Source organism: Paraburkholderia sp. GAS206C, from assembly GCF_050435645.1.
Classification (GTDB): Bacteria; Pseudomonadota; Gammaproteobacteria; order Burkholderiales; family Burkholderiaceae; genus Paraburkholderia; species Paraburkholderia phenazinium_B.
In genome coordinates, this window is the sequence record NZ_JBNDKR010000016.1 from 39,291 (window position 1) to 53,288 (window position 13,998).

Consider the following 13,998-nt stretch of genomic DNA (forward strand, 5'->3'; position numbering starts at 1 on the left):
TGTGATAACTCACAACGCAGTTAGCTATTTTTCCAATGCCGGTGCCTCCGGCCTGGTTTACCTGGCCGAGCCGTGCAGCTTGATTGCAATATCGAGCTTCGATATCCAGCTGGCGTCGTCGAGGCGTGCTCCGAGGATATTTTCAATTCGTTCGAGCCGATAGTTGAGCGTATTCGGATGAATGCCAAGAACGCTCGCGGTGACCTTTCTCCGTTGCAACTGGTCGAAGTAGGTCTTGAGTGTTTCGAGCAATTCGGGTTCGCTCGCGAGTTGTTCGACCAGAGAGACAAGGTAACGCAGTGCGTTTTTCGTACCGCGTACGCTTTCTTCGAGGACGATTTTCGAATACAACCACACGCTCTCTTCGCCTCCCTGAGCGCGGCCGAGACTGAGGGCACGGCTTGCTTCTTCCGCGGACATAGCCCAGCCTGCCGCGCCTTCGCCCATCAGGCCAACGCCGATTGCCTTGATTTCCGGGCTTGTTTCTGCGAGCGCTGCGATCTGTTTGCCCACCTGAAGATCGCTCATGCCGATCAGGTCGCCGAGCCGGGCCGGTATCCACAGGAGTAGTTTCCCGCCGTACCAGATGTCGAAGAGCGTATCGACGGGCAATTTGAGCCGTCGGGCGATGGCAACGACAATTCGGTCGAGTTCACTTTTGAACGTCGGCGAATTGCTGTCGATCGAGTGTACGTCGATGGCCAGCGCTATTCTGGGAATCGTTCCATCGAGCCGGAGGGCGGCTGCGGTTTTGGCGAATCCTTCGGTGTCTTCAGGGTAGTAAAAAATAATGCTGTGCAGCTGATATCGAAGGGATTCCCGCCAGCGGGCCTGTTTATATTGTTCATCCAGGTAGGTCTGGGAGATGATCTGCGCCAGAACGTCGAAGAACTCCATCAAAAACGGTGAGATCCGGAATAACAGTTCATCCCGCAACTCGTCGCTTTTCTCGTCCGGGTCAATATAAAAACACCATAACTCGCGGGACCCCAGCCGGAAAGCGCGCAGCAACGCATCGAGAGGCAATCCCTGGTAGACCCGCCGGCGCCCGTACTCCCGGAAGGCCTCCAGTCCTTCGGCCGATGGAGCGGTGCCGGACAACAGGGTGCCGAACCAAAGTTTGGCCGACCAGGCAACCGAATTGCGTATATCAAGTTTGGTTGGGGAATCCAGATCTGCATACAGCTTGATATTCATCAACGCTGCATATACCCGGTCGACGACTTTCCCATGGTCAAGGGCCACTTTCTCGGTCCACTCGCGCAGGGCCGGCGATATCTCCGGGATATTTTTAGTCATGCTTGGCATTCCTCGGTGATTATGTCGTCGACAGTCTACGGAAGTCTTGCCCCGGCGCGTGGTGCTGCCGGTGAAGCGAACGACCGTTTTTTCAGGTTGACCACGGTCGAGGTCTCCGCCACGCTATTTTGCACTACGTCGTATTGCTCGGGGTGCAACTGAAGAGTGATGGGTGCGAAAACGCACCGTCGAAGTCACTGTGACGATCAACAAAATTATTTTGACTTTGAACAACGATGATGCGTCTCTTTCCGAGGCGTGGGCCCTGGCTGGTTTTACCTGTAAGCCTGTTCTTAAAGCATCTGTTCCGAAACAAACGGAGCGAGAAGCCACATTTTCCACCGCGCTCCAAAGCTCACCTCGGGCTCGGACTTGTAGATCACCTCGGTGCCGTTTTCCATCGCCGTCCACTCCAGGGTCTTTCCGTCGCTCGCCAGGCTTAGGTGATAGGTCCCACTGCTTCGGATCCCATTCAATAGGGAAATGACCTGCTGGGAAAGCTGGTGGGAGTGCACGAACATCCCCATTTCTGTATTCTCGCGGGATGATCGTAAATCCATGTTCATCGATCCCACGAAGGTCGTATCGCTATCGATGACGACGATTTTGGCATGCGATCGACCGATAGAGTCCCGCTTGATCACTGTCTCTACATCTTTGTTGGCGTGTAGACCCTGCGAGCTCACCTCATAGATATCAATCCCCATTCGAAGCATGCGAACGCGGTATGTAGCATAAGCAGCGCTAGCCAGGGGCTCATCGTTCACGCCTACCGCATTGGTTATCAGCGTAACTTTCACGCCGCGGTCGCGCACCTTTTGCAGCGCAGCCATCCCTACTTCCCCCGGGACGAAATACGGCGAGACCAGCAAGACATCCGTATTCGCTTCGGATATCGCCTTTAAGACGCGCGACGTCACCGTGGACGCATCGTCTCCTTTCTCGGCGCGGCCGGAAACCTTCTCAGGCGTATCGGCAAAGGTTTCGACCTGACCGGAAAGCATGTTCAGCCGAGGCTGGTCTGCTTCCTGGCTGAAAGGAAGAAATCCGAGCTCATCTGCCACCGCCGCCGGTGCGCTGGCGAATGCGGTCTCGCCGGCGGTCTCGCGTTCGAATGACGCTTGCCGCGCGGCCAGGTCGTCGGGAGAGTTGTCGATGCTAGCCATTGGATACACCCGCGGGCTGTTCCAGTAGCTGTCGAAAATTGACTCAAGCCTCGGCACCGTATCTCCGGCTAGCAACAAGTCGAAATCGATGAAATTTCCAACATGGCTCTGAAAAAAGTACTCGTCAGCTATATTTCTTCCGCCAGCAACCGCAAACGCACCATCGGCAATGAAAAGCTTGTTGTGCATCCGGTGGTTTAGACGAGAGAAGTCATCCAGCGACAACGCCCATTTCATGAGCGCCGATGTCCTTCCGGCGGGGAAAGGGTTAAACAGCCTGATCTCGACGTTCGGAGTAGCCGACAGATCCAGGAGAAGCTGTTCACTGGTGTCCGTGTACAGGTCATCGACGAGTATGCGCACCCGGACACCGCGCAACGCAGCGTCCCTGACAGCTCTGAGCAGTGTTCTTCCTGTGGTGTCGTCCTGAATCAAATAGTACTGAAGGTCCAAGGTGTGGGATGCTCGCTTTGCAAGCGCGAGCCGGGTGTCCATGGAGATGCGGCTGAAAGGCATGGGCCTGAAGCTCGACCCTGACCCGGAAGGTGTGCTCGCCGTGGCGAGTTGTACTAGCGGATCTGCATCGTTTGCGGGCAATGCGAAGCTTTCTGCTTTCGCCGAGGGTGGCAGCGACGCGCAACCCTCGATTTGCGCCACTGCCAGAACAGAGAGGCAGACCAACGCTATCCGCGCGCCTACTCGAATTGATTTTCGGCCTCGCGTTGCCGGATAGCCTTGTAGTTGCATGGAACCCGAATTCCTGGATTGATCTGTTGTCCAGCGACGCAAGGATGACTGTACGAGCCATACCATAGTGCTCAATAGCTTTGGCACCAAGCCTATGGGTATGCTGCGGCCGGATCTCAGGCAAGCCCAAGACTTTTCAAAGCCAATGTTCAACATGATTCAAGCCTTCACTGTTATTTGGCTGAGGCACGTAACGTGTAACTCGAGGTCGCTGCGTCGCGGACTTGCCGCTAGCCAGACATAGTGGCAGTGGACCTGCTTGCAGACCGGTCCGCAGGAAAGGCGTGTATTTGGGAGCTAATTTGTTCCAGAGACAGCAGGCATGGAGCCATGGGGTGCGCCGTTCAGAAACATATTTGAATGAGACTTTGCTAGACCAGAAGTTACCGTCGTGAGTTCTCCTCACCCTGTACATAAGCGCAAGTTCACGGCAGTGAGCACATCAGATCTTAAAGTTATCCCGACCTGTCGCATATGTGATAACTCACAACGCAGTTAGCTATTTTTCCAACGCTGGTGGGTCCAGCCCAACTTGCCTTGCCTGCTTAACTCTCCGGGTGTTCGAATCTCCAGTGTCCGAGACAATTACCATTTAGGGTTTGTACTGAGTGAGTTCATGCCTCTTCTTTCCAATATGCCGATCGCATACCGCATTCGGGATATGCATCATCACGTGGCACCTGCATTTAAATCACCAGGACGCAAAACGATCCGTATATTTTTGCTGTTGAAGTTTTGATAGCCAACTGCCGATAACGAAGAGAGGCAGCCATCAGAGGTCGATTCATGAACTTCACCGAAAATCCGGTCCACAGCAAGTTGCGGGAGCGCAGGCTGCCGGGTGGCGCCATGGCGTCTTGCCTCGATACTCGCACGCATCTCCAACAGACGAGATCTTGCCGTATCCATTGCTCCGTTGAATTGCTGCACCCTGGCAGGGTGCCACGAATAGCGGGGCCTCGGTGAACTGGGCCGGTAGCACGGCTCGGCAGTGGCTTTCCCGGCACGGCACTGCGCTGCGGACCGTGCTGGTGAGCGTCATCGCCATCGGCTGTGTGGCGGCGGCAGCCTTCCAGATCTTCGCTTCCAGCGAACGGGCCGATGCCCGCATGGCCGCGGTCATCCAGGTCAAACAGGATCTTGACGTGCTGCAGGCGTTGCATGTCGACGCGAACACTGATTTTCTGAAGGGCCTCGGCACGAGCCGCTGGGCTTCCTACGCCTGGCCCATAGCACGGGTGGGTGAAGCGACGCGTTGCTACGACGACCTCGCGAAGCTCCTTGCGGGAACGCCTGACGCGCTCGCGACGGTCGCCAGGATGCGCGAGGCCAGCGCCCAGTGGGCGCAGCAACTGGACGAACTGACCGCAGGTGCGGTGAGCGTGCACGGCACGGCGGTCAACAGTTCGACGCTGCTTGCAGCAAACGAAACATTCAGCGTGATCGCCGTGGCGGTCGCACGACTGCGCGCACAGGAAGATGCACGCGCGCGGGCAGATGCCAGCTACGCCGCGCAGCGGCTTGCCATTGAGCGGACTGCCCTTGCCATCACTGCCGTACTGGCAAGCGGCCTGCTCGCTTACGGATTTACCGCCAATTACCGGATCTCACTTGCCCGCTCGCGCGCAAAGATCGTTGCGGACGAAGCGGAAAAGCGCTTTCGGGAATACTTCGAGAAACACCCGGTGGCAATGCTGATCTTCGAGGTCCAGTCACTCACCATTCTCGCGGCAAACGGGGCCGCGCAGCGTCAATATGCGTATGGTGCGGACGGTTTGAGCGGCATGCGCATCACCGCGCTTTTTCCGGCCGCTCAGCGCGTCTCGTTCGAGGAAAAGATAAAGCGATTCCACAGTTGGGCGGAGGGCAGCGAGGCCAGTGACACCTGCTTGCATATGCGACGCGACCTGAGCGTGATCACCGTGCAGATGTCCTATCATTTCCTGCAGTACGGTGGTCACGACGCCTGTTTCATCACAGCCATCGATGTGACCGAACGCGAGCAGGCCAAGCAGGAAATCCAGCAGGCCAAGCAGATGCTGGAGACGGTCATCAACAGCGTGCCGAACCGTATCTGCTGGAAAGACCGCGATCTGCGATATGTCGGATGTAACCGGCCGTTTGCTGCCGACGCCGGCTTCACCGAGGTCGAACAGGTCGCTGGTCTGGGTGACTTCGACATGCCGTGGAAGGAGTCATCAGCACAGCTCATCAATCTCGACGCCCAGGTCATGCGAACGCGTGAGCCTCTGGTGTCGCAGGAAGAAAGCCTGCGAATGCAGGACGGCAGCCTGCACTGGCTGTGCATAACAAAAGTGCCATTGTCCGACGCGCAGGGGAACGTGACAGGAGTGCTGACCTGCTACGAGGACACCACCTCGCAGAAACGGGCCGAACTCGCGTTGCGTTTGCGAAGCCGCGCGCTGGACGCAAGCGTCAACGCCGTGCTTATTACACGTGTGACCGCCACGGGCGGTGCGGTTATCGAGTACGCGAATCCTGCTTTCGGGCGGATTACCGGTTATGCGCCGGAAGACGTTCTTGGGCGCGATGGCGCATTCCTGCTGGCACGTGATCGTTCGCGGCCTGGCTTTGATCAACTGGGTCACGAACTGGCCGCGCAGCGGGAAGTCAGCACCTTGCTGCACAGCACCCGGGCCGACGGCTCCCTGTTCTGGAATCAGCTCTACATCGCGCCGGTGCGCGATGAGAGCGGTGCGATTACCCACCACATCAGCGTGCTGAACGACGTTACCGAACTGGTCGAATCGAGAGATCGGTTGCATATGCAGGCCCGCAGCGATGCACTGACGTCACTGCCCAATCGTGCCGTGTTGCGCGAGTGGATCGAACGTGCCGTCCGGCATGCACAACCGGGCGAGGTGGCTTTCGCAATCCTGTTCATGGATATCGATCATTTCAAGGACGTCAATGACACGCTCGGCCACAGAGCCGGTGACGGTCTGCTGCAGCATGTCGCAAGAGAACTGCGAACCTGTGTTGGGCCAGATGATCTGGTGGTGCGTTACGGCGGGGATGAATTTGTCCTTGCTGTTGCCAAACCGGAAACCGATGATCGTCTGAAAGGCGTGCTGTCATTGATACACGCGTGCCTGAAAGAACCGGTTTCGCTCGAAAATGTCCTCGTGCACGTGCAGATGAGTCTCGGCATCGCCTGCTTTCCCGATGATGGGCACGACGTAGAAACCCTTCTCAGGCACGCCGACCTCGCCATGTACCGCGCAAAGGCGTCGGGGCCCAATGCCATCCAGCGCTTCGACCTGAGTTTTGCGCAGGCAGCGCAGGTGCGTACGACATTGTCGCGACGCATGCGCATCGCACTCGAAAGCGGTGGATTCAAGCTCGTCTACCAGCCGCAGGTCGACATACAGTTGAACCGCATTACTGGCGTCGAGGCGCTGATCAGATGGCACGATGCCGAGTTGGGGCACGTCAATCCCGCCTCCTTCATCCCCGTTGCAGAGGAAAACGGGCTGATTGGCCCAATCGGCCAATGGGTGCTCGAGCAGGCCTGTGTGCAGGCCAGAGCGTGGCAGCAGGTGATGCCTGGACTGCGCATGTCAGTCAACGTTTCCCCACTCCAGTTCGTGCGGGGCGATTTCCTGCAGGTCGTCCAGCGTGCCCTTGCGGGAGCGAGGTTGCCGCCCCGGTTACTGGAACTGGAGATCACCGAAAGTGTGCTGGTGGCGCCCGGCGCGACGGAGGTTCTGAAGGACTTGCGCGAACTGGGCGTGGGCATCGCGATTGACGATTTTGGTGCGGGTTATTCGAGCCTTTCCTACCTGCGGACATTTCACGCCGACCGCCTCAAGATCGATATGTCGTTTGTACGGGGCATCAGTCTCAACCGTGAAGACGAGGCGATTATTACTGCCATTCTCGCAATGGGCCGCAGCCTTGGGCTGTCTGTCGTTGCAGAAGGCGTGGAGACTGCGACGCAATTGTCCTTCCTCGTAGACCTCGGGTGTGATTTCGTGCAGGGCTATTACTTCGCGAAACCCATGCCGGCACGCCATGCGATGACATATATGGCCGGATTCAAAACTCCCTTGAATGATTCTGCAAAACCGGCCGCTGAAGTCGGCCAAGAGCCGGTTGTGGGGTTCGACGTCAATCGGAGTGGTGCACGACGATCGTAAGGAGCAGGGTCTAGTGGACCGATGCACTACACGCCGCTGGCCGCCTCAAATCGTCTATATTGACTTCTTGAGACGTAACCTCTCATGCTGATGCATCTACTGTTGCCTGCATAACAGCAGGCAGAAAAACGGGGGCGTTATGAGTGAGCTGACAGGGAAGGGCGCGATCGTAACCGGTGGCGGACGCGGTATCGGGCTGGCATGCGCACGGTTGATTGCGCAACGCGGCGGATCCGTAGCACTGCTGGGCGAGGACCGCGAAGTGCTGGAACAGGCAGCCGTGACGTTACGTGCCGAAGGACACAACGTCATCGCGATCGCCGCCGATGTTTGCATCGAGGACCAGGTTGCCGCCGCGATGGAGCAGTCCGCCGCATTTCTGGGTTCGATCGACATACTGGTCAACAATGCGGCGATTCAGCCCTATGGCACTGTTGCGTCCATGGGGTCCGCCGAGTGGGACCGCGTTATCGGTGTCAATCTGCGAGGTACGTATCTGGCATGTCATCATGCGTTACCGCACATGCTCAAACTGCAACGCGGTTCGATCATCAACATCGCCTCAGTTCAGGCCCTTGCTAACCAGGCCCGGGTTGCCGCCTATGCGACGTCGAAGGGTGGCATGCTTGCTTTGACGCGCTCTCTCGCAGTCGATTTTGGTCCTGCCGGCATACGCGCAAATGCAGTCTGTCCGGGCTGCATCGATGCGCCGATGACACGCTTTTCGGCCGCTGAAACCGCTCCTGGGCGAGAGGAAGAAATCCTTCGGGAGTGGGGTAAAGCACAGCCGCTCGGCCGTATTGGGCGCCCGGAAGAAGTCGCCGAGGTCGTCGCGTTTCTGGCCAGCGATCGTGCAAGTTTTTGCACAGGTGCGGAGTTCAGGGTTGACGGGGGGCTGATGGCGAGCCTCGGCGTAGCACTGCCGGAGTGACGAAGACCACGGCTGACATCCTGGGCCGGTTCGATACGTGCCCTGTACTCCGCACGCATCCGGCCAGATGCCGCCAGTTTGAGACTCGCGTCAGTCGATACGTTTAGCCGACATCCACCCGTTTGCGGTGTTTGCCGCGGCAATCTGCTTCGCGATCGAATCGCCCAGCTTTTTCGCGTCACCACTCACGCCGTCCTGCTTCACCTCGGACACGCCATGCAATGCCGTGCCTGTCGCTGCAGCCGTTGCAATATGACCAGCCGCTGCACCGACCCCCGCTGTTTCCGCGATGCCCGGCATATGGCCGCTGTCGGCGTTAGCGGAAAAGCTTTGCAATGCGATCGGTGTGCCTGCGGCGGGCTTATACAGGATCTGGACCGACGCACTCACTTCGCTTTTGCCAGCCCCAAGACCAATCAGGATGCGACGGCGACGCTTGCCTTCGTCGATCGTCTGGAAGCTGCCTTCGACGACCAGCGCGTTCTGGTTCGCCGGTGCGGGGCCATCCACGCGCACCGCGTGCAGGCCCATCGATTGCAGTTCGCGGACGATTTCGTTAGCGACCTGTTCGCGCGTATCGATCGCGGTCTGAGCCTGCTTTTGCGCAGACGATTCGCCGCTCATCGCCGATCCAATTTTCTGTGCGATGCCGCTGTCCATTTTCACCTGCTCGGGCGTGGCGTTAAACGAATACACATAGATGACGTCAGCACGAACGTGCGGCGCAGCGCTGGTTTGCGTTGTGCCGTTGATGCCCGAGGCGCAGCCAGTCAAGAGTAGCGATCCTGCCACGAGTGCCATGCCTGCGAAACGTTTTGCATTGCCAACGAGGGATTTGAATGAGGTTTGCATGTCGATCCTGTCATCGGCACCGTGGCGCCGGAAAATGTCGGGGGGAGGTGTGCCGCAGCACGCAGACGTGAGTATGGGAGGAAGTGGCGCCGCACACCATTCAGGAATTGTGTCGCGCGATGTCGCCGGGACTCGTCGCACGCGGGCAGGGGATGCCCGCGTTTTTTATGAAGAATGCCGGTTTAGCGGCAACGTGACGTGCACCTCGAGACCGCCGCCTTCACGCGCGCGAAACTGAAGCGAGCCCCCGTGCAGGCGTGCGATGCGCTCGACGATGGCGAGCCCGAGACCTGTGCCGCCCGAATGCGTCCGTGCGTTCGTGCCGCGGCTGAACGGCGTCTTGAGCTTCTCCATTTCCCCGGCGGCAATTCCGCTGCCGCGGTCGCAGACGGCGACGCATGCGACATCGTCTTCGGTCCACGTGCGCACGGCGAGACCTGTGCGCCCATAGACAACCGCGTTCTGCATCAGGTTCATCAGGAGCCGCATCAGGCTCACGGGCCGGTACGCGAACACGGGGACTTCGCCGAGCGATAGTTCGAACTCGTGTCCGAGCCCCGCGAAATCCGCCGCGAGCTGACCGATGAGCGCGTTGAGATCGCCTGGCAGCGGCGCCTCGCGCTCGCCGCTGCCGGCGTAATCCATGAACTGCTGGAGAATCGTGTCGATGTGGTCGAGATAGCTTTCCGCCGACGCCACGAACGTATCGTCGGCGCCGCGCGGAATCGCCATCGCCATCGCGAGACGCAGCTTGGTGAGCGGCGTGCGGATGTCGTGGGACACCCCAGCGAGCATCAGCGCACGCGTCGCTTCGGCCTGCTGCAACGCCTGGGTCATCTGGTTGAACGCGCTACTCACCTGGGCGATTTCGGTCGGCCCGTCGGTCGGGAGAACGACGGGCGCTTCGCCCGCGCTCACGTGTCGCGCGGCGCGCGCCAGATCTTTGAGCGGTCGGTTGATGTGCAACTGGATCAGATAACCCGTTAGCGCGGCCAGCAACGCGAGGCCCACGGAGAGCACGAGCGTCGTGGTAATGCCGCTCGCCTGCGCATCTTCGGTCATCGGCAACGCAATCCAGCAGGGCGCGCCGGCTACGTGCACGCGAATCCAGAGCCGCTCGCCATCGCCGGTCTGCCAGCGCACCAGCATGTCGGGCGGTAGATAGTGCTGCAGTGCGCCGACGAAGACGTCGCGTTGCCACGTGCGAAACAGGCGGACCGGGCTGCGCGGCGGTTCGACGCCAAGATGTTCGGGCGTCTCTGTCTGAGCGCCGAGGCGCGCGGCCGCGGCGCGGCCTTCGTCGGGTGGCATGGCGGCCAGCACGCCATCGAGCGTCTTGACGTAGTCGGCAAAGATGATCGCAGCACGGTCGATGCGCGGGCGCTGCACGAAATGCAGCAGCACCGCAAACGAGCATGCCTGGGTCAGTGCGACGAGCGCCACCAGCAGCACGATATTGCGCGCCAGCAGCGAACGCGGCAGCCATCTGCTGCGCCGGTTTGAACGCGCAGGCGTGCTCACGAGTCGATGCCTGCCACGAGCATGTAGCCGACGCCCCAGACGGTTTTGATGAAGCGCGGTTTCGACGGATCGTCTTCGACGATCTGGCGCAACCGCAGAATCTGCACGTCGATGCTGCGATCGAGCGCGTCATGGTCGCGGCCGCGCGCCCGCGCAAGCAGGTTTTCGCGGCTCACCGGCCGGTTCGGCGACGACCCCAGCGCGTGCAGCAGCAACATCTGCGCGGAGTGCACCTCGACCGGCTCGCCACGATGCAGCAGCGTTTGCGTACCGACGTCGAACTGGTATTCGCCGAAGCGCAGCGTTTGCGAGGTCACGGTCGGCACGCCCGCGGCCATTTTCTGGCGGCGCAGCAGTGCACGGATGCGCGCGACGAGTTCATCAGGGAGAAACGGTTTCGCGAGGTAATCGTCGGCACCGGTTTCGAGGCCGACCACGCGGTCGACCGGGTCGCCTTTCGCGGTCAGCATGAGGATGGGCAGCGTCTGCCCTTCGGCGCGCAGCCGCCGGCATATCGTCAGCCCGTCTTCCGGTTCCATCATCAGGTCCAGCACGAGCAGGTCGTACGGCTCGCGCTGCAGGTAGCGGTCGAGCTGCTTGCCGTCGGCGACGACGCGCACATGGAACCCGTGGCCGGTCAGAAACCGTTGCAGCATGTTGCGCAACTCGGCTTCGTCGTCCAGCACGATAATCCTGTTCACCTGCTCCATGACGCGTCTCCTGGCTTCATTGGCATTCAGCGTGACATTGCTTTCTGTTGCATCAGTGCCTCGATTTGCGGCAGCGTGACATAACCGACGTGCTGCGTATCGATTTCGTCGAAATGTTTCGCGACCATCGGCATACCCGCAGCCGCCTGTTCCCGCGTCAGCTTGCCGTCGCCCGTCGTGTTGGCACTGGCAAAGCGGGCCTGCAATTGCTGCATCGCACGCTCGCCGCGCGGGGTATCCGCAGGTGGCAGTGCGCTCTGAGCCGAAGCCGTTGCCGAAACAATACACAAGACAAGAACCGCGATCATCTTTTTCATCATTTACTCCGTGGTGTGGCCGACGCTCATGGCCGGCAGGGTTAATTCATTGATCTGATGTTTGCCGTTACGCCCAGTGCGCCGGCACCCAGAAGCGCCCAACCCAGTGGCCGGGCACGAATACAGCAGGACGCGGCGCGGGCGCTACATACACAGGACGCGGCGCGACATACAGCGTGCGGGACTGCGGCGCGATGAACACGACACGCGGCGGAGGCGGCGCGACGTAGACCACCTTGGGCGGGGGCGGTGCAACGTAGACGGTCTTCGGTGCAGCAGGTGCAACGTAGGCGACGGGCGGCGGTGGCACGTATGCAACCGGAGGCGCGACGACCACGGGTGCCGGCGCCACGACCACCGGTGCGGGTGCGACGGCGACTGGTGCCGGCGCGACCACGACCGGTGCGGTACCCACGGCAACCGTAGCGCCCACCGTCGTGACAGTGCCACCGGTGGTCACTGTGCCGCCGTGCACAACCGTCGTGCCGCCGCCCGTCGTGACCACGCCAGCGGCCACGCGTGTCGCGCTGCCCGAATGCGTGACGGTTCCACCATCGGTGCCCGTCACGGTGCCGGAACGGGTGCAGGTGGAACCGGCGCAGTCTGTCGATGCCGTGTGACTAGTGGTGTTGCCATTCGCGGCAGTGATCGTGCCCGAAGACGAATACTGACCCGGCGCGTTGCGCGTCACGCTGCCCGACGTCGTGGCGCTGTGACCGTCCGAGCCGGTCAGGGTGCCGGTGTGGTCGCACGTACCGCCTGCGCAGCTTGTGTCACCCGAGTGCTGGACCTGGCGTCCGTTAGGGCCGGTGGCTGTGCCCGAATTCGAAAACTGGCCGGGAGCAGTGCGAGTGACAGTGCCGGTGTTGGTGGCGATACCGCCATAGGGATTCGCGACGCCGCCTGCGTGCGTACAGCTGCCGCCCGTGCAGGAGCCGTAATGTGCGCCGTTGTAGGTGCCGTGCGGCGTGTAGGCAGTGCCATGACCCGACCATCCGGCGAAGGCGGGCGTGCTGAGGGCGATGAGCAGCGCAGCGCTGGCTGCGGTGAGGTGGCGGAGTTTCATGAGGTGTCCTTCAAGGTTCGGTTCAGTCACGCACTGCGGCGTGGCAACGGGACGAACTATAAAAGGAGCTCGCGAAATAATCGCCCGGTAAAAGATGTCGCGGTGTTACACCATGGCGGCGCGCCGCCAGCAGCCGGGCTGCGCGGCCGGCTTGCCGTCGCGGCAGGAGTTCCGTGACATCTGGCGACATGGTTTACGCGTGGTTTTTGGCCGGGCAGCCCACTACATTAGCTTCACCCGACGCGATAGCGGCTTTACCCGCAGACGACGCGTCTCACCTCTCAACCCGTTATCTGCCCATCATGTTGACTACTGGAAAAATCGCGCTTTTTGTTACGTTGTTCGTCATTGGCGTCTCGCTGATCGAGGCATGGGTGCTCACCCGCATACAGCGCAATAGCGCCTCGCCGTTCGACTGGTATGAAGTATGGATTTCGCTGGCGGATGTAGCCGGCCGCAAGCTGCTCGCGCTGTTGCCGCTTTCGCTCGCGACGCCGGTCTTCGCCCTTGCCTGGGATCACCGGATCTTTACCGTCACGCTCAACAGCGCGTTGATGTTGTTCCTGCTCTTTATCGGACAGGAGTTCTGCTACTACTGGTATCACCGTGCGTCGCACCGCATCCGCTTTTTCTGGGCGACGCATGCGGTTCATCACTCGCCGAACCAGTTGACGCTTTCGTCTGCTTATCGCCTCGGCCTGACCGGCAAACTGACTGGCTCGGCGATCTTCTTCGCACCGCTCGTGTGGCTCGGCGTGCGCCCTGAAATCGTGCTGGCGACGCTGAGCTTTAATCTGCTTTATCAGTTCTGGCTGCATAACACGTGGACGCCGAAACTTGGCTGGCTTGAATACGTGTTCAATACGCCGTCGGCACATCGCGTGCACCACGCATCGAATGTCGATTATCTCGATGCGAACTTTGGCGGCGTGCTTGTCATCTTCGATCGCCTGTTCGGCACCTATGTGGAAGAACGCGCCGATGAGCCGTGCCGTTACGGTCTCACGACACCGACGCGCTCACGCAATCCGCTTGTCGTCGAATTCGAGCACTGGGTTAGTCTTGCACGGGATATCGCGTCGGCGCGTAGCGTGTGGGCTGCGATCTGCTATGTGATATTGCCGCCGGGCTGGCGCGCTGATGGTTCCGACGAAACAACTGAGGCACTGCGTCGGCAGAGCCTGGTTGCAGCGCGTACCGTTCCGGTCAGTACTACGCAGGGACGGTGA

11 protein-coding genes are annotated in these 13,998 nt (G+C 60.1%); 3 read left to right on the forward strand and 8 right to left on the reverse strand.

Going from position 1 to position 13,998, the window contains the following annotated elements; genetic code table 11:
* Positions 1–57: 57 nt before the first annotated feature.
* The 3 genes from P3T20_RS34470 to P3T20_RS34480 all read right to left on the reverse strand — a co-directional run bounded on the left by P3T20_RS34470 (position 58) and on the right by P3T20_RS34480 (position 4,121).
* Positions 58–1,299, reverse strand: a complete 1,242-nt coding sequence (locus P3T20_RS34470; protein WP_429289229.1) for a PucR family transcriptional regulator — start codon at positions 1,297–1,299, stop codon at positions 58–60.
* 293 nt (positions 1,300–1,592) lie between these two features.
* Positions 1,593–3,212 carry a phospholipase D family protein gene (locus P3T20_RS34475; protein ID WP_429289230.1) on the reverse strand — a complete coding sequence of 540 codons (1,620 nt, stop codon included), beginning with the start codon at positions 3,210–3,212 and terminating at the stop codon, positions 1,593–1,595.
* A 669-nt stretch (positions 3,213–3,881) separates the two neighbouring features.
* Complete coding sequence (locus tag P3T20_RS34480) at positions 3,882–4,121, reverse strand: hypothetical protein (protein ID WP_429289231.1); 240 nt, start codon at positions 4,119–4,121, stop codon at positions 3,882–3,884.
* Positions 4,122–4,594: 473 nt separating this feature from the next.
* Between P3T20_RS34480 and P3T20_RS34485 the strand changes: the two genes are divergently transcribed.
* Both P3T20_RS34485 and P3T20_RS34490 read left to right on the forward strand, forming a co-directional pair.
* A complete protein-coding gene (locus P3T20_RS34485) occupies positions 4,595–7,372 on the forward strand; it encodes a sensor domain-containing protein (protein ID WP_429289232.1) in 2,778 nt (925 codons plus the stop codon).
* A 139-nt stretch (positions 7,373–7,511) separates the two neighbouring features.
* A complete protein-coding gene (locus P3T20_RS34490) occupies positions 7,512–8,303 on the forward strand; it encodes an SDR family NAD(P)-dependent oxidoreductase (protein WP_429289233.1) in 792 nt (263 codons plus the stop codon).
* Between the two features lie 90 nt (positions 8,304–8,393).
* Here the strand turns inward: P3T20_RS34490 and P3T20_RS34495 are convergent, their stop codons facing one another.
* The 5 genes from P3T20_RS34495 to P3T20_RS34515 all read right to left on the reverse strand — a co-directional run bounded on the left by P3T20_RS34495 (position 8,394) and on the right by P3T20_RS34515 (position 12,769).
* Positions 8,394–9,155, reverse strand: a complete 762-nt coding sequence (locus P3T20_RS34495; protein ID WP_429289234.1) for a DUF4410 domain-containing protein — start codon at positions 9,153–9,155, stop codon at positions 8,394–8,396.
* 165 nt (positions 9,156–9,320) lie between these two features.
* On the reverse strand, positions 9,321–10,676 hold the full coding sequence (locus P3T20_RS34500) for an ATP-binding protein (protein ID WP_429289235.1): 1,356 nt from the start codon (positions 10,674–10,676) through the stop codon (positions 9,321–9,323).
* The gene (locus P3T20_RS34505; RefSeq protein ID WP_074266501.1) at positions 10,673–11,386 is read right to left on the reverse strand and encodes a response regulator; all 714 of its coding nucleotides are present in this window, start codon (positions 11,384–11,386) and stop codon (positions 10,673–10,675) included. The genes P3T20_RS34500 and P3T20_RS34505 overlap by 4 nt, the downstream gene beginning before the upstream one ends.
* A gap of 26 nt (positions 11,387–11,412) precedes the next feature.
* Entirely contained in the window at positions 11,413–11,703 is a 291-nt protein-coding gene (locus tag P3T20_RS34510; RefSeq protein ID WP_074266500.1) for a hypothetical protein, read from the reverse strand.
* 67 nt (positions 11,704–11,770) lie between these two features.
* Positions 11,771–12,769: a hypothetical protein gene (locus tag P3T20_RS34515; RefSeq protein WP_429289236.1), complete on the reverse strand. Its 999-nt coding sequence runs from the start codon at positions 12,767–12,769 to the stop codon at positions 11,771–11,773.
* Between the two features lie 302 nt (positions 12,770–13,071).
* Here P3T20_RS34515 and P3T20_RS34520 point away from each other — a divergent pair, with 302 nt between their 5' ends.
* The gene (locus tag P3T20_RS34520) at positions 13,072–13,998 is read left to right on the forward strand and encodes a sterol desaturase family protein (RefSeq protein WP_429289300.1); all 927 of its coding nucleotides are present in this window, start codon (positions 13,072–13,074) and stop codon (positions 13,996–13,998) included.